Raw genomic sequence first — 19134 nt, forward strand, 5'->3', positions numbered from 1 at the left:
CCTTTATACAAAGCTGTTTGCCGAACATACAGTTGGTCTTAATGATTACAATGCTTTGCCCATGTTGCGAAAATTATTTTTAAGCGGACTTGTTTTATTAATTGCCGGATCCGGTATAGCACAGCAGACTGCTGCGCTTGCGTTTAAAGAACCGCCCCTTGTTTACCGGCCGGGATGTTATTATTACTGGATCAGTGACAACATTTCTGAAGAAGGAATTAAGAAGGACATTCAGGCAATGGCGGCTGCCGGCATTGGCAGGGCCTTTGTCGGGAATGTCGGATTCCCGGAGAGTGAATTATCATTAAAACAGGGAAGCGCGCGGCTGTTCTCGGATGGCTGGTGGAATGCCACGCTGGCCGCAGTAAAAGCCGGCGCCGAACACGGCGTTGATATTGGTTTTTTTAACAGTCCCGGCTGGAGCCAGAGCGGCGGACCCTGGATCAAAGAGCAGCAAAGCATGCGCTACCTGGATGCTCAGGAACTGCTGGTTGAAGGACCGGGAACCGTGACAAAATCCTTTTCTCCGGTACCGCTTTTTCAACAGGTGGCTGTAATGGCTTTTCCACAGCCGGCTTATGAGGGGCAGGAGTTGTCGAAGGTATTAAAGAGTGTAACGGTCAATATCGACAGTGTGGAGATCCGCCGAGCATTTGACGGGGATACCGCAACTGTTGCCGGTTTCCCGGATAAAGTGGAACAGCCGGTTCATATTGATATCAGTGGGGATAAGGTATTTACGGCACGGTCGCTGATCCTCTGCGGACAGGGAAGCGCTTTTGCTGCTGACATTACCTTGCAGGTCAGAACAGCAGCGGGATACAGGACGGTGAAATCATTTTCTTATAACCGGACAAACCCGGCATTAAATGTAGGCTTCCGGCCCTGGGCCCCGGTGGTGATCACTTTCCCGGAACAGCAGGCGAAGGACTACCGGATCGTGCTGGATCATATAAGGGGTAAGGCCGGATTTTCGGAGATCCGGCTAACCGGCGCTGCGGCTATGGAGCGTATTGAGGAAAAACAGCTGGCAAAGATGTTTCAGACACCACTGCCGCTATGGAACGAATACCAGTGGGCATCCCAGGCGCCTGTAACGGATGCTGCCGCACGGATCGCGCCTTCCAAAGTGATAGACCTTACCGCGATGACGAGCCCTTCAGGAAAATTGAGCTGGAAAGTCCCTCCGGGCAAATGGGTGATCGTGCGTTTTGGGATGGTGCCCACCGGTGTTACCAATGCGCCTGCCACACCGGAGGGCAGGGGATACGACGTTGATAAAATGAGCCGTACTGCAATTGCGGAACACTTTAATGCATTTATCGGGAAGATCCGGAGTCGCATTCCCCAAAAAGATCAGAAAGCATTTAAGTATGTGGTGGCCGACAGTTATGAGACCGGCTCGCAAAACTGGACGGATGATTTTGCAGCCTCCTTCAGAAAAAAATATGGTTATGACCCGTTGAAATGGTTGCCGGTACTTACCGGAAGGGTTGTTGGCAGCAGGGAGCAAAGCGACCGGTTTCTCTGGGATATGCGCCGGCTGGTAGCGGACAAGGTGGCGTACGATTATGTGGGCGGATTGCGAGATGCCTGCCATGGCCAGGGATTAAGCCTGTGGCTGGAGAACTACGGACATTGGGGGTTCCCTTCCGAGTTTCTTATGTATGGCGGACAAAGCGATGAAGTAGGCGGTGAGTTCTGGGCAGAAGGTGATCTGGGAGGAATAGAATGCAGGGCGGCTTCTTCGGCGGCTCATATCTATGGTAAAACAAGTGTTTCCGGAGAATCTTTTACAGCGGCGGGCCAGCCCTATGCACGTTATCCGGCATTGCTCAAGCGGCGCGGCGACTGGTCCTTCACCGAAGGGATCAACAACACGATCTTTCATGTATATATACAACAGCCGGATGAACGGCTTCCGGGCATCAACGCCTGGTTTGGCACGGAGTTTAACCGGCACAATACCTGGTTCGGACAGGGGCAGGCATTTATAAAATACATTCACCGTTGTAACTACATGTTGCAGCAGGGAAAACCGGTGAATGATGTGGCTTATTTTATAGGCGAAGATGCACCAAAGATGACCGGTATTACTGATCCGAAATTGCCCGATGGGTTTCAGTTCGATTACATCAATGCGGAAGTAATCGAACAAAGACTCAGTGTAAAAGATGGAAAGCTGGTGTTGCCGGATGGTATGAGCTACCGGATGCTGGTATTGCCGCATCTTGAAACCATGCGCCCGGAGTTGCTCCAGAAGATTACCGAACTGGTGAAAGCCGGAGCCGTGGTGCTGGGTCCCCGTCCGTTGCGATCCCCCAGTCTGCAAAACTTTCCTGCTGCCGATCAGCGTGTACAGGCCTTGGCTGCAGCGCTCTGGGCCAATGCTGACGGGGTACACCGCAAAGTGGCCGCATTCGGAAAAGGAAAGATCATGAATGGTCTTACCATGGAGGAGGCGCTCGGTCAGATCCGGACAGCACCGGATTTTGTGAGCGGCAGACCCGGCCAGATCGCCTATACACACCGCTCCCTGGCGGATAAGGAACTTTATTTTATTTCCAACCAGACCGATACGCTGGTTGATTTTGCACCGCTCTTCCGTGACGGCAAAGGCCAGCCCTATTTTTATGATGCGGTAACCGGCAGAAAACTTAAATTAACGGATCATACACAACAACCCGGCGGCATAAAAATACCGCTGCGGCTGGACCGGTTCCAGAGCGGGTTTGTGGTGTTTCATAAGAACGAGACATTGCCGCCAGCAACCGGTGAGAATTTCCCCCGGCCTTACGAAACAATACCGGTAAAAAGTTCCTGGGTGGTTTCGTTTGATACGGCCGGCCGCGGACCGGTTGAACCGGTGGTGTTTGAACAGTTGCAGGATTGGAGCATGCATCCGGATGACCGGATCCGGAATTATTCCGGAACGGCGGTGTATAAGACGAGTTTTCAGCTGAAGCCCCTTGCCGGTAAAAAAGTATTCCTGAATCTGAATAAAGTGGTGGCTATGGCAAGGGTGCGGCTGAATGGTAAAGACCTGGGAACGGTATGGACCGCACCTTACACCGTGGATGCTACGGAAGCCGTAATAACAGGCGAAAATAAACTGGAGATCGAAGTAGTAAATACATGGGTGAACCGGATGATCGGCGACAGTAAATTACCGGAAGCCGAACGCCGCACCTGGAGCAATGTAAATACGTTTAAACCGGAATCTTCGTACATGTCTTCCGGATTGCTGGGGCCGGTACAGCTGGAGCTGGTCCGGTAGGATTGCTATGCTCTTTGTATAAAACAGCTTCCCAGAGAAGTAATGATTGTTGCAGGGATTCTGCCAGGATAAAAATAATCTTGTTGCGTTGTTGTAAGGGGCTGATTTTGAGTCGTAAAGGTATTTTCATTTTTTAAGTTAAATTTGTAGAAAATAGTTGTTATGGCAAATGTATTAGATCAGGCAATGTTCAATTATTTCACCCAGTTGAATGAGGCGGAAAAAAGGTCTGTAGTGCAAATGCTAAAAACTTTTTTAAAGGGGCGTCAGGTCACCGATGACCATATTAGCATCGAAGAATATAATAAGGAAATAGATGAAGCTGTTGCCCGTGTCAAATCCGGGGCTTTTGATACACAGGAAGAAGTAGAAAAGATGGCAAAGGAATGGTGATGAAAAAGCGGGAGATCAAATGGGATAAGCAATCCTGTATTTTAGTGAAGCAATCCGCTCTATCCGCCGGGATTCTGTACAAAATGCAACCAAGGTAAAAAGAGAAATACTTCAAAAGATCAGTGAATTGTCTGTACGGCCTGAAATACACGCCCCGGATAAATATAAAAACAATAATATGGGAAACTACCGCGCTTTTGAACTACGCCATTATCGCATAGCATACCTGATAATGGAAGATGTGATAATTATTGCAAGGATAAGACATACCAGCCAGAACCCCCGAGAATATTAGCATAATACCGGAATGATTACTGTATCTGTTTATATTAGACCTTTTGTTCTGATAGTTCCAGAAACCTAAGAAATATCGGAAAGGATCTTTAAAAATAGCGCCAGGCCCTTGCGTTTTTCCTCATCAAGCGTATAGCTCAGATCCTGCGAGTAATATTTTTTAAGATCATAGATCCCTTCCGGAATTTTTGCGATCACCTCATCCAGGTGGGCGAGTCCGTAGGCATTGGCTTTATCAAATTCAGTAATAAAAGCATCCGGCAGCTTCCGGGTACTTACCCATGCCGCAAATACAAACGGTAGCCCGGTAGCCTGCTTCCATTCACCGGCAAGATCATAAATATATTCGAACCGCGGCCGTTGCTGCAGGGCACGATCGCCGATCACCAGACCGGCGGTAGTACCCTTTATCTCTTCAAGATAAGATTCATTGCGTGCATCCACGATTTCGGGTGTTATCTTCCAGTGGTTCTTAATGAGCCACCGGCACAGGGCCACTGAAGACCGGCTTTGATAATCGAGGTAGATCTTCTCCACTTTTTCCAGGGGAACCTGGCTGAATACACAAACCGAAGCCACATCGCCGATAGCTCCGATGCAATAATTGCCATTAATAGAATAGTGCGACAGTTTCTGTGTGATGGCTACAGGGACCAGTCCCACATCGATCTGCCCGTTAATCAACAACTCCGCCAGTTTCGCGGGTACATCTTCAATAAGCTCAATTTTTTCAGTTATCGGAGGGAATTGTAAACCGTATAAAAGAGGTCTTGTATTCAGGTAATTAATTATTCCGACTCTTATCTTTTCTTCCACGCTGAATCCTTTATTTTTGTGCAAATTTAGTTTGTTTAGGGTTTAAACTTCAACAATAAACCTTAAACCTTGAACTTTAAACTTTAAGTATGTCTTTAACAGCAATTTCGCCGGTGGACGGCCGTTATCATAAACAAGTGCAGCAGTTGCAGGAATATTACAGTGAGTATGCCCTTATTAAATACCGTGTGATCGTGGAGATCGAATATCTTTTTTTTCTGGCGGAAAAAAAGTTCCTGAAATTATCAGCCTCCGCTAAAAAGCACCTGCGATCCGTGATCGAAAATTTCGGGACAGATGAGGCAAAGGCCATAAAAGAGATCGAAAGAACCACCAACCATGATGTAAAGGCAGTGGAATATTTCCTGAAAGCAGAACTGGACAAGACCGATGCACGGGAGGCAAAAGAGTGGATCCATTTTGGTCTGACCTCACAGGATGTAAACAATACCGCGATTCCGATGCTGTGGAAAAGCAGCCTGGAGCAGGAGCTGGTGCCGGCATATGCAAACCTTCAGCTGCAGCTGCGGGAACTGGCAAAACAGTGGAAGGATATTTCCATGTTGGCCAAGACCCACGGGCAGCCGGCATCTCCCACTAAATTGGGTAAGGAGTTTATGGTTTTTGTGGAACGCCTCGATCACCAGGTACAGCTGTTTTCCTATATTCCTTTTGCCGCTAAGTTTGGTGGTGCTACCGGTAACTTCAATGCGCATCATGTGGCTTATCCGAAAACTGACTGGGTGAAGTTCGGGAACGAATTCGTGGATGAAGTGCTGGGACTGCAGCGGATGCAGTATACCACCCAGATCGAGCACTATGATAACCTGGCTGCTCATTTTGATGCGATCAAACGCCTGAACACCATTCTGCTGGATCTTTGCCGTGATATCTGGACCTATATCAGTATGGATTATTTTAAGCAGCGTACCAAAGCCGGCGAGGTTGGTTCATCGGCGATGCCCCATAAAGTGAACCCGATCGACTTTGAAAATGCGGAAGGGAACCTGGGTATTGCAAATGCACTGCTGGAGCACCTTTCTGCCAAATTGCCGGTGAGCCGTCTGCAGCGCGACCTTACCGACAGTACGGTGCTGCGCAATATCGGCGTACCCGTGGCCCACACTATCATCGCCATAAAGAGCATTGAGAAAGGACTGGGCAAACTGGTGCTCAATGAAGCTAAACTGAAACAGGATCTGGAAGACAACTGGGCGGTGGTGGCGGAAGCCATCCAGACCATCCTCCGCCGGGAAAAGTATCCGAACCCTTATGAGGCTCTGAAAGCGCTTACAAGAGGCAAGGAAGGCATTACAAAGAATGCGATCCATGAATTCATAAAGGGATTAAAAATATCGGCCGGTCTTAAAAAAGAGCTTCGCCAGATCACTCCGCATAATTATACGGGGATCGTGGCAAAGTATTAAAATAAAGGTTACTATTCTTCAGAATGAAAAAATAGGCACCAAGGAGGTCATTCTGTCTGAAAGGCTCCGCCCAAGATAACGACTTCTCCGGCCAGCCTGCCCGCGGCACGCTGTTGTTTCCGTTGCTGTTTTTGGATCTGTTTTAATTTTCTTTTTGTTGTCTTTTTTTGTTCTGTTATAACCAATCCGCCCACGAATCCTTCAAGGCATTGCTCCTGGTTCTGAGGCGGGATGGGTTCGGAGAGTACAATTGAATCTTTTTTCAAAGTTATTTTTCCCTCCAATTTGGTACCGGTGATAACCGCAACCTGCGATGAATCTTTTTCGCCGATCTGCGCATTTCCGGTGTATGATAACGCAAAGAACAATACAAAAACAGCAGCGATTTTTTTCATTAAGGACCATTCCGAATGGGCTATATGTGTTGCCGCGCGATAAATGTCGGTATCATATTCTTTTGCCAGTTGCGCTTCGGTAAGCCTCCCGCATATTTTTTGTGACTGATGCCGAATGAGATAGGCAGCTATGTCATCGGTTGTCATATGGGTGAAATCAACCACGGTTTTGCAACAACTGCTGCAGTAACGGCCTTTTTCCTGGGGTACCATGGTGTCCCAGTTTTCGTGGCAGGGAACGGGTATTTGTATTTTCATAACTGCTGTTTGAATAAAGATGCAGTTAGGGATCCGATTGCATAAATTTTTTTAATCGCTGAACCGCAATGCATAAAGATCGGCCATGGGCAGGTCATCAAAAACTTCCGTTTTATTGAACAGATAGAAAATATAGACATCCGCGCAGTCGGCTTTATGCAAACCGATAAGGATACAAAAAGAATATGCTTTGGCAAAGTCCGGAGCAGGTGCATAGCCCATGGTTGCGCCCCAGTCTGCATTAAATTCTCTGGTGACTTTTTCTTTTGAGTAAACCTTATTGAAATAGGGCCGTACCGGGTCGGCAGCAGTATTGAGGTTCAGCAGCGAGAATGTCAGGCGGTATTCCTCATTGGGATCCGGGGTAGCGGGGTTTTTCCCGGGGGGTGTGCTGATCCTGATCTTCCGGTACGTTTCTGCCCGTTCTTTTAACAGGTTGACGTAGTATCTTATTTCTATCTGTTTTGTTTTGTGTTTCAATGCATATTGATAAGCCACGCCCGTTTTGGATAAAACAGCAGTAGTGTCAAACCCATTGGGTCTTGTAAAACGGATCGATGCTTTTTGTAAAAGATCTTCAAATTGCCTGCTTTGGCCGGTACTGCAAACGGGAAGGAGGATAAAAAGCGCCATGGCGCACAGGATCGTTCTCATATCAGAGCATGTTAGTGGCTGAAACTATTGGCTGATTTAATTTTCCGTAACCCGGCTGGGTGTGTCCTCACCCGCAATAACGGATTGCGCGCTGATTCCAATGGACCGGATAATTTCTGTCATATTGGTCAGGTCCAGTGTTTCCACGGCGTCGCTGGGTTGGTGATAATGCGGCTCATTGTCCATTTTTGAAGTGGAGATGGTATGCGCCGGAACACCCAGTTTGGCCAGGGTGGCGTTATCAGAGCGATAGAATAATTGCTGGTCAGGATAGGGGTCCGGATGGAATTCAAAGCCACTCCCCGCCAGATTTTTCTGAAGGATGGTGCCCAGGGATGATTTCTCGAAACCGGTAATGTAAGCGGAGTTCTTGCCCCATTTACTGTCGGTGCCGATCATTTCTATGTTCAGCATCGCTGCTATTTTGGAGGGGTCCAGCTGCCTGCTGAAGTGCTGTGACCCGAAGCCGCCGGATTCTTCAGCAGTGAAGGTTACAAAAATGATCGAACGCTCATTGTTTTTTAAAGAAGCAAAATAATCGGCCAGCATCATTACTGCTGTTGTTCCGGAGGCGTCGTCATTGGCACCATTATAAATGGAGTCACCGTTCTCCGGTTTGCCGGTACCAATGTGATCATAGTGCGCGGAAAAGATCACGTATTCGTCTTTTTTTGATTTGCCCGGCAGAATGCCCGCTACATTTGCAAGCTTATGTTCTTTGATGCTATGCGATGCTTTTATGGAATAGGTCTGCATTGCCGGCTTTCCCAGGATAAAAATGACAGATCCGGTGCGCTTAAAGAAGTTCCTTTTAAAGAATACCAGCCGTTTAAAGTCTGCTGCGAAACTTTCGTCTACCAATACAATGGTGTTGGTGCCCTTGCCGACCGCTTCGGAAGCTTCCCGGAAAAGGGAACTGCCTGCGGCGATGGTGCTGATGCTGTAACCGGATTTTTCTGTTACTGCCAGTTCCGGCTCCCCTGTGATGACGATCACATTGTCTTTGGAAATATCTTTCTGGTCGATGCGCGCGGAAAGTCCTCTGAACGCGGCGCTATAAACGGCAAAGGATTGTAAAAAGGAATCGTCCTGCAATGGTTGCAGCCCGCTTTTCTTAAAGGAGGCAGCAATAAAACCGGCTGCTTTATCAATCTCGGGCGAAAAGACCGCCCGGCCTTTCATCTCGTCCGAAGCCAGAAAACGGATCGTTTTTTCAACAGTTGCCGTATTGAAGACGCTGGTGTTCTGAGCGGATATATGTAAAACCGGGATCAATGCCGGAATCAGAAATCTGAAAATGCGCATGCGTATGATTTTTAGAAGAAAGATAATAAAAAAAACGCTTGCTGGCAACGCAACAGATGCATCAGCAGGAAAAATCCGCAGGCGGCACAGATAAAATACGGAAAGGAAATCAGCAGCACCAATCAAAGAAACCGGTCAGTGCCAATCAGCAGGAGAAATATAACCCGCACAATACATGGATCACTGGTGGATCTCACTGCTGAAATGGAACTCGATATCCGGGTTGTTGTTGATTTCCGTGTTCAGGAACCACTCGCTTTGTGCCAGATAAACCATGTTCCCGTCTTTATCTTCGCCGGTATTGGCCAGTTTGAATTTGCCGAAGTCATCCAGCTTTTGAGGATCCTTGCTTGTAAGCCAGCAGGCTTTATAAAAAGGCAGCGCACGAAACTCCACAGAGGCACCGTATTCGTGTAAAAGACGGTACTGGATCACTTCAAACTGGAGCTCGCCCACACAACCCACGATTTTTTTTGTGCCGCCAAACTGGGTAAAGAGCTGGGCCACACCCTCGTCGGTCAGTTGTAACAATCCTTTTTCCAGTTGTTTGGTTTTCATCGGGTCTTTGTTGATGACCTCTTTGAAAATCTCGGGAGAGAAAGAGGGGATACCTGTAAAGTAAAAGTCCTCGCCCTCGGTCAGGGTATCGCCGATCTTAAAGTTACCGGTGTCGAACAGGCCCACCACATCACCGGCATAGGCATCCTGGATGATGCTTTTATCCCGCGCCATAAAAGAGTAGGGGTTGCTGAAGCGGACATCCTTATCCAGGCGCACATGATGAAAGTATTTGTTGCGTTCGAACCGGCCGGAACAAACCCGGAAGAAGGCGATACGGTCGCGGTGCTTGGGATCCAGGTTGGCGTGGATCTTAAAAATAAAACCGCTCAGTTTATCTTCTTCCACATCTATCTTACGTGCGGTCGTTTCCCGGCTCTGGGGCGGCGGCGCTATCCGGATAAATGTATCCAGCATTTCCTTTACACCGAAATTGTTGATGGCACTTCCGAAGAATACCGGCGATACTTTTGCTGCCAGATAATCGGCTACATTCAATTCCCCGTTCACTCCGTCCACCAGTTCCACATCTTCCCTTAAAACAGCCGCATCGGTAGCGCCCAGCCGGGTATCCAGTATGGGATCGTTGATGTCGGAAATGGCCAGCGTATCTTCTTCGTCAGCCTTTGTATTGGCGGTGAACAAGCGGATGTTTTTGTCATAAAGATTATACACCCCTTTAAAGTCCTTACCGCTGTTGATGGGCCAGGTCATGGGGTGCAGGGAAATATTCAGCTCTTTTTCAATTTCTTCAAGAAGATCAAACCGGTTCTTTCCGTCACGGTCCATTTTATTGATGAACACGATCACCGGTGTGTCGCGCATGCGGCAAACCTCCATCAGGCGACGTGTTTGCTCTTCCACGCCATTCACACTGTCAACCACGAGGATCACACTGTCCACCGCGGTGAGGGTCCGGAACGTATCTTCGGCAAAGTCTTTGTGACCCGGTGTATCCAGCAGGTTGATCAGGATATCATTGTATTCAAAACTCATTACGGAGGTAGCTACAGAGATACCCCGCTGCCGCTCGATTTCCATAAAATCGGAAGTGGCTGATTTTTTTATTTTATTGCTTTTAACAGCTCCGGCCACCTGGATGGCGCCGCCGAATAAAAGAAATTTTTCTGTAAGCGTGGTCTTACCGGCATCCGGGTGACTGATGATCGCAAAGGTGCGCCGGTGCATGATCTCATCGTGATACTTCATAAGGGCGCGAAGATAGGAAGGTTTCCGTTTTCCTGTTCAGGTTTTTGCCGCTGAGCTCCTGAAGCGTGGGGGCCTTATTTTTTTGTCTTCTTTTTGGCCGGTGGGGTTGTTTTTTTTGATGCTGTGGTCTTTTTAACAGGCGTCTTTGCTACCGGTTTCTTTAAAGTGGTTTTAGTCGCGGTCCGGCCGGATCTTACAGGGGCCCTTGGGGCTGTTTTGGGCGCGGGCCGTACTTCCCGTGCCGGAGCAGCAGCCGCCGCCGCTGCTGCGGTTCTGGCATCGCCTTCTTCTTCACTGCCGCCTACCTTGTTTTGCATATAGTCGCCAAAAAAATCATAGGCTTTCCGGGCCATATTGTACATGTTGGAATTCATTTTATTGCCCAGGATGACGATCACTGCCTGCTCATCAAGCAGCCGGCCAAAAGCCGGAGTGAACCCGTGCCACTTGCCATTGTGATAGATCACATTTTTGCCGTTGGGCAGGTTCAGCATGCGCCAGCCCAGGCCGTAATTGTGAATAGAGGGCTTTTCATGACTGTGCGGCTGATACGCGGAATCCAGCAGCGACTGGCGTATAAAAGCCGGGTTGTACAGTGCCCGGTCCCATTTAAACATATCTTCCGGTGTGCTGTACACATTCTTATCACCATAGGTGTTGTCAAACTGGTCGTTCACCCATAAGGCACCGGAAGGTTTATAAGACATGACCACTTTGCCGCTGTCTGCCGGCGTATAAATAAAGGTGTGCGTCATCTGCAGCGGATCAAAAATGGTTTCCTTTACATACTGGGGAAACTTTTTACCGGTAACTTTTTCCACGATCAGTGCCAGCATTACAAAATTGGTATTGCAGTAGGCAAAGCGGGTGCCGGCTTTGAACATAGGTACCGGTTTGTATTGTTCGAGGAACTGCAGCACATCATCATTGGAGACCATCTGCTTCGGGTCCCATTTGGTCTTATCCTCCATTACGGAAAGATAATTGGGCAGTCCACTTCTATGGGAGAGCAATTGTTCTACCGTAACAGCAGGATAGGGAAAAGCGGGGAAATACCGGGTCACAGGGTCCTGTAGTCCTATTTTTGAATCCTGTATTAACCGCAACACGGTCACCGCAGTGAAAGGCTTGCTGGTAGATGCAAGATGAAACTGGGTGCCAGCGTCAATCGTATCCGCTTTTTTATTCGGGTCTTTATATCCGTGGTAGGATTCATACAATATATTACCTCCTTTTGCTACAAGGATCCCTCCGTTAAACCCGCGACGGATCAATGCAGAATCAAAGAAGGCACTGAGTATTTTTTGATACCGTTCTTTTTCTTCAGCCGTCATTTGCGCGGCGTTGTAAGCAGCCGGATCCGATGCTTCGGCAGCTGCTTTTTCTTTCTGGGCCTGCGTTTTCGACTTACAACCAATCGTTAATGATATCCATGCGATGATAACTATAGCTCTTCTCAAGGTACAAAGATTTTTAAAGTGGCAAATTTAACCTTATCTGCACCTGACCGAAACTAATCACTATAAAATTTTAATTTTTGTTAACTTATTTGGATATTTGCCCGTATGACAAATAAAAAAGAGACGAGCTATCCCAAAGAGAAGATCCGGATATTGTTCCTGGAAAATATAAGCGACCTCGCGGTACAACGGTTTAAGGATGAGGGGTATTCGAAAGTAGAGAAATTAACAAAAGCTCTTTCGGAAGAAGAGCTGATCAAAGAGATCAAGAACGTTCATATTCTTGGAATCCGTTCCAAAACACATATTACCAAAAAAGTACTGGATGCCGCAGAAAAGCTGCAGGCCATCGGGTGTTTTTGTATCGGAGTGAACCAGGTGGACCTGGCAGCAGCTACCGAAAAAGGAGTAGTGGTATTTAATGCGCCTTACAGCAATACCCGTTCGGTTGCGGAGCTGGTGATCGCAAATGCGGTGATGCTGATCCGCCGGTTGCCGGACAAGATCATGGCGGCGCATGAAGGGGTGTGGATGAAAGATTCAAAGAACAGCTATGAGCTGCGCGGAAAAACGCTGGGTATTATCGGTTACGGAAATATCGGCTCCCAGGTAAGCGTGCTGGCGGAGGCCATGGGTATGAAAGTGCTGTTCTATGATATAGAAATAAAACTCCCGCTGGGAAATGCAAAAGATGCCAAAACGCTGAAAGACCTGTTGCAGAAATCGGATGTGGTGACGCTGCACGTGCCGGATACGCCCCAGACGAAAAACCTGATCACAAAAAATAACCTGAAATATTTTAAAAAGAATGCCATCCTTATCAATTATGCACGCGGCGAGGTGGTAGACCTGGATGACCTGAGCAAGGCTATTAAAGAAGGGCATATCAGCGGAGCGGCACTGGATGTATTTCCCTGGGAACCGGAGAAGAACGGGGATCAATTCACCAGCCCGATGCAGCACCTTCCCAATGTTATTTTAACGCCGCATATCGGGGGAAGCACCGAAGAGGCGCAGGAGAATATTGGCGTGGATGTAAGCACAAAGCTGTTCAATTTTGTTGAAAAGGGGATTTCAAACGGATCACATACCGTTCCTGCACTGGCACTGCCCTCGCAGGAAGGCGTACACCGGATCCTGCACATCCATTATAACAAACCGGGGGTACTTTCCGAGATCAATACCCTGTTGTCCAACAACAATATCAATATCACCGGTCAGTACCTGAAAACAAACGACGAGATCGGCTATGTGGTGCTGGATGTGGAAAAAGGTGTTTCGAAAAAGGCCGCATCTATTCTCAATGATGTCAAGCATACGATTAAGACCCGGTTGGTTTACTAGTGGGTTACTGTATAGATGAAGAAAATAAAAAAGCCTCCATCCGGAGGCTTTTTTATTTATGGTACTTCTGTAACTTTTATCGTATTGGTATGCAGCTTCAGATGCACCGGCGTACTGCCCGTACTTACAGCCGTATCACCCCGTTTCAGGAAGCCGTTCTTTTTCAGGATATTGATCTGGTCTGCGAAAATGGTATCCAGATCGTGCTGGTCGTCATCATAGAAAAAGGCACGGATGCCCCAGCTCAGGCTGAGCTGATTGATGAGGGCATGATTTTTTGTAAATACATACAGCGGAACTTTCGGACGGTAGCTGCTCAGCATAAAGCCGGTATAACCACTCTGCGTCATCCCGATCAATGCATCGGCCCTTGTATCCTTGGCCAGGTTACAGGCATTGTAACAGATCGCATCGCTGGAAAGGGAAGGAGAATGCGGTTGTGGCTGCAGCTCGTTGGAGAGATCGTAATGGTATTCTGTTTTTTCGATCTCCAGGATGATCTTGCGCATGGTCTGCACTACCAGTGTCGGATGTTTTCCGCTTGCGGTTTCGGCACTCAGCATTACCGCATCGGTACCTTCAAGCACCGCATTGGCCACATCGGTGATTTCGCTGCGGTTGGGCTTTGAACGGTCGATCATGCTTTCCATCATCTGTGTGGCAACGATCACGGGTTTGGCACGGTGAATGCACTTGCGGATGATGCTTTTCTGGATCAGGGGAACTTTCTCAACGGGAAGTTCCACACCCAGGTCGCCGCGGGCGATCATGATACCATCGGATGCATGGATGATCTCCCGGATATTGGGAATTGCTTCCGGCATTTCGATTTTCGCGATGATCTTGGTCTTGCTCTTGTGTTTGTCCAGTATTTTGCGGAGCTGTTTAATGTCCTCCACCTGGCGCACGAAGGAAAGCGCCACCCAGCCCAGCTGTTCCTTGATGATCAGGTTGAGATCTTCCAGATCTTTGGGTGTTAAAGCGGGGAGCGAAATTTTTGTATCAGGCAGGTTTACTCCTTTTTTGGATGATAAAAAGCCGCCCAGTATTACCTCCACTTTCACATCATTGTTGGACAGTATTTTTCGAACGATCACTTCCAGTTTCCCGTCATCGATCATTATTTTGTTTCCCACTTTTACATCCTTGTGGAAATTGGGGTAGGAGATATAGATTTTTTCCTTGGTGCCCACCATTTTTTTATTGGTAAAAATGAAGGTGTCGCCCGGCTCAACAATCACGCCGCCGCCTTCCATCTCACCCACACGGAGCTTGGGGCCCTGTAAATCACCCAGGATGGCCACCGTTGTTTTCTCTTTCCGGTTGATCTCCCGGATGTAATTGATGATCTGTATCTTCTCCTCATGTACGCCATGGGAGAAATTTAAACGGAAAACGTTTACACCGGCGTTTACCAGGTCCAGCAGTTTTTCGTAAGTATTGCATGCCGGACCTACGGTCGCTACTATTTTTGTACGGTTAAAGCTGTGATCAGTGTCCTTGGGAACTGCAGCCACCAATGTTTTCTTTCGAACTTTTTGAGTTTCTGTCATTTTAACTTTATTAATACGCTTGCGTTAAATTAAACCTGCAAATATCCGACAATTATTTCAAAACGGGAGCAGGCAAACAAAACCGGAATCTACAAATTAAAACAAAAAACCGCACACTAAAGGCGGTTTTAATATCAATCCGGTTTTATTTTAGTTCCACTCCAGGATATTATTGAACAGGTATTCATCCGGGTGCTGCAGGTACTGCTTCGCCGCTTCTTTGTCGGCATCCGTCAGGTAGTGAAGTGCATCGGCAAATACGGTCTGCGCATCAGCGCTTTGCATGTCGATCAGGCGGGGCTTCACTTTCCCTTTCTCATCTGCTACATCCTTCAGGTAAAGCGGTTTAACAGTACCGGTGGCATCTGCTGTAACAACAGCGCCGGTGATATCCTGGTCAAACAGCTTTTTAACACCAATACCCAGGAACGTGCAATATTCCAGGTCATAAGCGGTAGGCGCCAGGCAACGCAGTTCGTAGCCCAGTTCCACCGGACGGCTTTTTACCGCTATATTCAGTTTTTTCAGTTCATTCTGCAACAGGATATTGTAAATATGTGCTTTACTTACATTGCCCAGCTCCGGATGTCCGTGGTCATCATACGTGAACTGGATGCCGGAGGCTTTGATATCATCATCGCTCATAAAGTGGAAAACCCCCTCACTCACCACGGCAACACCATACGGGATGCCCAGGATATTTCTTTTTACAATGGAAGACACGATCAGTTTGGTGATCTTATCCAGCGTGAGCTTTGTTTTGTTGAACATTTCCGGGATCACGATCATGGGATAATGACAGGCTACCCCAATACCGAAGGCCAGGTGACCGGCCTCACGTCCCATTGCGGATACCACAAACCAGTTACCGGAGGTGCGGGCATCTTCATAAATGGTCTTACCCAGTTTTACACCTTCTTCTCTTGCGCTCTGGTAGCCAAAGGTAGGCTGGCCGTAAGGCAGCGGAAGGTCGTTGTCAATGGTTTTGGGAACGTGGATATTTTTAACCGGCACGTTTTTGCTGGTGAGGAAGTTTGCGATACGGTTGGCTGTAGATGCCGTATCGTCACCACCAATGGTTACCAGTAATTTAATATTGTTCTTTTCGAAAAATTCACTGGTGAATTCATCGTCTTTTGGTTTATAACGGCTCATACGGAGAAAAGAACCTCCGCGGCTGAAAATGTCGTCTGCCAGCTTAAAATCAATATCAGTGGTCAGGCCTTTACCATTGAAAAGGTTTTTGTACCCGTCGTGCAGACCAATGACCCGGTAGCCGTCTTTTAAAAAGATTTTGGCTACAGAGCCGATCACTGTGTTAATACCAGGGGCAGGACCACCGCCGGCCAGAATTACGATACTTTTCTCCATATACAATTATTATTAAACTTAAGTGCGCAAATATAAGTGAAATTGATTTTTATTCTGTTCTGTTTGCTGTTATTTAAAGATTATTAAACTATAACAGTTGTTTGTATAAAAATATCAAAAAGAAGTTGCCATTTGCAGCGGAATAACAGCTGATCTTACGAATTACCTAAATCGATTTAGCACCGCCCGGACCGACGATACATAATTTCCGCCGAACAGGAAGGCATGGATCAGCAGGGGATAAAGCTGACTGAAGGGCAAACGCTGCCGCCAGCCGGACGATAACGGATAGACCGCTTCATAAGAGCTGTAGAAGTCCTGCGTAAATCCGCCGAACAGGAGCGTCATACCAATATCCATTTCGCGGTGCCCGTAATAAACGGCGGGGTCAACAACAACCGGCTCGCCACGCATCGTAAAGAGAATATTTCCGCTCCACAGATCGCCGTGCAACAGCGCCGGCTGCTCATCAGGAAACAGCTCCGGCAGTCGCCTGCAAAAGCGTTCTGCCAGGGTACTGTCTGCTTTTGTCAGTATCCCGGAGTGATAAAGCTCCCGGATGAGCGGCAGGATGCGGTGGTTGCCGTAAAACTCCGGCCATGTGACTGTCACTGTGTTTTCCTGCGGCCACACCGACAGGTAATTGTCTTCAAAAAAACCAAAATATGGCGCCCCTTCCCGGTGGATACGTGCAAGACCACTGCCCAGTAATTCCCAGCTTTTTGGTAAGGGAGCAGCGGTGTCCATCCACTCAAGAAGCAGGTATTGCTCTTCACCGGCAATGCCCCATTTCAGTGGCTCCGGGACCCTGAGGGCATTCCGGCCGGAGAGCGCTTTCAGCGCGTTGTATTCCTTTTCAAACAGCATCGGACAGCCGGAAGCGTTGTTCACTTTGAGGAAATAGCTGGAGGTGCCGGATGCAATGCGGTGACACCGATTGACCGGTCCGCTTTGAATGACCTCCTGCTCCGTTACCGGGAATTTCAGCTGATCGAGTAAGGGCTTTGAAATCATGTCAGTGCAAATTAACACAGATCTGTGAATGCACCAGAACCGGCATTGACCGTTTTTAAACCGCCGTTCGCCGGTTTTATCCCAATTTTAAGAGATTCCGGCTCCGGGAGCTGTTACTTTACAGGTTACAATACAGCCAAAAGGGTATTAATCAGGGGTATGGCAGTTCCAAATATTTGGAGTAAGTTTGGATACAGAAGACAGAAAGCATATCCGGAGAAAAATTGTTGGCAGATCAAGCAAGTATATAAGGAATGGAGAATACGACCATTAACGGCTATAAACTAAAGTACAAATTAGGGGAAGGAGGCATGGCCGCTATCTGGTATGCAGAAAATTACCTGCAAAAGCCAGCAGCGGTAAAAGTGCTGCAACAACGTTTTTGCGAAATGCCGGAGATCGTAAGCCGCTTTGAAAACGAGGCGAAGCTGATGGTACACCTGAATCATCCGCATATCCGCAATATCTATGATTATTCCACGGTGGACGGGTGCCCCTGTATGCTCATGGAATACCTCGAAGGGAAGGACCTCTCGCAACGGATGAAAGACGGGGAAAAATTTTCCAACCTGCAACTGGTCCAGTGGTGGAACGATCTGGTGGATGCGCTCCAGTACACGCACCGGAAAAATATCATTCACCGGGATATCAAACCGTCCAATCTTTTTCTTACAGAAGAGGGTAAAATCAAAATACTTGATTTTGGAATTGCCAAGCTCCGGGATAATGTGACGGTAACACAAACCGGCTCCCGCATGGGAACACTGATGTATATGAGCCCGGAGCAGGTATATGACGTAAAGACGCTTACCTATAAAACGGATATCTACTCACTGGCCGTTACCTTCTATCATCTTGTCAGCGGTAATGCTCCTTATGATGCTTCCAGGATATCGGATTTTGAGATCCAGGAGAACATCGTACGTAAAAATATTGATACCAGCGTGCTTCCGGAGCCCTGGAAGGGGTTGCTGGCGCTGTACCTGGCAAAGAACCCTGAAGACCGCAAGGAGCTGCGCCGGATCGATGCACAGGCTACAAAAGCAGATGAAACGATCGTCTTTACCCCTGTGCCGCCGCAACCCATCGAGACCATCTACCCGCCGTTATCGACACATCCTGCCCAACGGACAGGATCCAATCGTTTCGGATATATTTTCCTGGTGTTTTTTATCGTTGCGGGGCTCGTCGTTTTTGCATTGAACAAAGAAGAGATCCTGTCCCTTTTCGGTGTTAACGGGGAGAAGAAGCCTCCGGTGGAGAAGCCGGTAACCCGTCCGTCTTCCCGTAAACAGGCGCCCAAACAACCGGCTGAAGAAATGCCGGCGGATACCACGGACGCAAAAAATGACACCATGACCTCAACGCAGGTGGTCACCAGCGAAGACCTTGGGATGAAGAAAGCAACGCTTAAAAACCAGATCAACGATTACTACCGGATGCGGCAGGATTGCGGCAGTTTGTCGCGTTTCTTCCGGGATACCGTGCAGCAATACTATAACCGGTCGAATGAAGTGCTGACCCGGATACAAAAAGAATGTGCGGCCTATCATGGAAAATGGCGCTTCACAGAAGCGGATATCACCAGCTCTTCCTATGTGTTCACCTTTAATCCGAACGGGAATACTTATGTAGACTTTAGCATGCTGTACAAGATAAAACAGAATGAAGGAGATGACTGGATCCCCTACAATATTGATGTTTCAATGGTTTTTGATAGCGATATGAAGATTACCCGGATTGTGGAGCGCAGGATCGAAAAATTATAAAAGGAACAGCCGGATGAACGTACCGGGGGAAGAGAGG

General features: G+C 47.9%; 15 protein-coding genes. 6 read left to right on the plus strand and 9 right to left on the minus strand.

All coding sequences use genetic code 11. The annotated features are described in order from the left end of the window. The first annotated feature begins 61 nt into the window (after positions 1-61). From K7B07_RS19510 to K7B07_RS19520, 3 genes are all read left to right on the plus strand, one after another. Positions 62-3277, plus strand: a complete 3216-nt coding sequence (locus K7B07_RS19510; protein ID WP_223712213.1) for a glycosyl hydrolase — start codon at positions 62-64, stop codon at positions 3275-3277. 162 nt (positions 3278-3439) lie between these two features. After that, complete coding sequence (locus K7B07_RS19515) at positions 3440-3670, plus strand: hypothetical protein (protein WP_223712214.1); 231 nt, start codon at positions 3440-3442, stop codon at positions 3668-3670. 61 nt (positions 3671-3731) lie between these two features. Next, positions 3732-3965 (plus strand): type II toxin-antitoxin system RelE/ParE family toxin, encoded by a 234-nt coding sequence (locus K7B07_RS19520; RefSeq protein ID WP_223713926.1) that lies wholly within the window; start codon positions 3732-3734, stop codon positions 3963-3965. A 65-nt stretch (positions 3966-4030) separates the two neighbouring features. Here the strand turns inward: K7B07_RS19520 and K7B07_RS19525 are convergent, their stop codons facing one another. Further along, positions 4031-4804, minus strand: coding sequence for a menaquinone biosynthetic enzyme MqnA/MqnD family protein (locus tag K7B07_RS19525; RefSeq protein WP_223712215.1), 774 nt, complete (start codon positions 4802-4804; stop codon positions 4031-4033). Positions 4805-4869: 65 nt separating this feature from the next. Here K7B07_RS19525 and purB point away from each other — a divergent pair, with 65 nt between their 5' ends. After that, complete coding sequence (gene purB / locus K7B07_RS19530) at positions 4870-6207, plus strand: adenylosuccinate lyase (RefSeq protein ID WP_223712216.1); 1338 nt, start codon at positions 4870-4872, stop codon at positions 6205-6207. A gap of 47 nt (positions 6208-6254) precedes the next feature. Here the strand turns inward: purB and K7B07_RS19535 are convergent, their stop codons facing one another. The 5 genes from K7B07_RS19535 to K7B07_RS19555 all read right to left on the minus strand — a co-directional run bounded on the left by K7B07_RS19535 (position 6255) and on the right by K7B07_RS19555 (position 12046). Then, complete coding sequence (locus K7B07_RS19535) at positions 6255-6860, minus strand: hypothetical protein (protein ID WP_223712217.1); 606 nt, start codon at positions 6858-6860, stop codon at positions 6255-6257. A 51-nt stretch (positions 6861-6911) separates the two neighbouring features. Next, on the minus strand, positions 6912-7514 hold the full coding sequence (locus tag K7B07_RS19540) for a hypothetical protein (RefSeq protein ID WP_223712218.1): 603 nt from the start codon (positions 7512-7514) through the stop codon (positions 6912-6914). 36 nt (positions 7515-7550) lie between these two features. Continuing rightward, a complete protein-coding gene (locus tag K7B07_RS19545) occupies positions 7551-8819 on the minus strand; it encodes a M28 family peptidase (RefSeq protein ID WP_223712219.1) in 1269 nt (422 codons plus the stop codon). A 180-nt stretch (positions 8820-8999) separates the two neighbouring features. After that, the gene (locus tag K7B07_RS19550; RefSeq protein ID WP_223712220.1) at positions 9000-10586 is read right to left on the minus strand and encodes a peptide chain release factor 3; all 1587 of its coding nucleotides are present in this window, start codon (positions 10584-10586) and stop codon (positions 9000-9002) included. 74 nt (positions 10587-10660) lie between these two features. Then, on the minus strand, positions 10661-12046 hold the full coding sequence (locus K7B07_RS19555) for a serine hydrolase domain-containing protein (protein ID WP_223712221.1): 1386 nt from the start codon (positions 12044-12046) through the stop codon (positions 10661-10663). Positions 12047-12151: 105 nt separating this feature from the next. Here K7B07_RS19555 and serA point away from each other — a divergent pair, with 105 nt between their 5' ends. After that, the gene (serA, locus tag K7B07_RS19560; protein ID WP_223712222.1) at positions 12152-13390 is read left to right on the plus strand and encodes a phosphoglycerate dehydrogenase; all 1239 of its coding nucleotides are present in this window, start codon (positions 12152-12154) and stop codon (positions 13388-13390) included. 56 nt (positions 13391-13446) lie between these two features. Here serA and pyk read toward each other — a convergent pair whose 3' ends face one another. The 3 genes from pyk to K7B07_RS19575 form a co-directional block, all read right to left on the minus strand. Beyond that, positions 13447-14943, minus strand: a complete 1497-nt coding sequence (gene pyk, locus K7B07_RS19565) for a pyruvate kinase (RefSeq protein WP_223712223.1) — start codon at positions 14941-14943, stop codon at positions 13447-13449. Positions 14944-15093: 150 nt separating this feature from the next. Next, complete coding sequence (locus K7B07_RS19570) at positions 15094-16314, minus strand: 6-phosphofructokinase (RefSeq protein ID WP_223712224.1); 1221 nt, start codon at positions 16312-16314, stop codon at positions 15094-15096. A gap of 162 nt (positions 16315-16476) precedes the next feature. Continuing rightward, positions 16477-17328 (minus strand): fructosamine kinase family protein, encoded by an 852-nt coding sequence (locus tag K7B07_RS19575; protein ID WP_223712225.1) that lies wholly within the window; start codon positions 17326-17328, stop codon positions 16477-16479. Between the two features lie 254 nt (positions 17329-17582). Here K7B07_RS19575 and K7B07_RS19580 point away from each other — a divergent pair, with 254 nt between their 5' ends. Next, positions 17583-19097, plus strand: a complete 1515-nt coding sequence (locus K7B07_RS19580; RefSeq protein WP_223712226.1) for a serine/threonine protein kinase — start codon at positions 17583-17585, stop codon at positions 19095-19097. The last annotated feature ends 37 nt before the right edge of the window (positions 19098-19134 follow it).

Source organism: Niabella beijingensis (assembly GCF_020034665.1).
Classification (GTDB): Bacteria; Bacteroidota; Bacteroidia; order Chitinophagales; family Chitinophagaceae; genus Niabella; species Niabella beijingensis.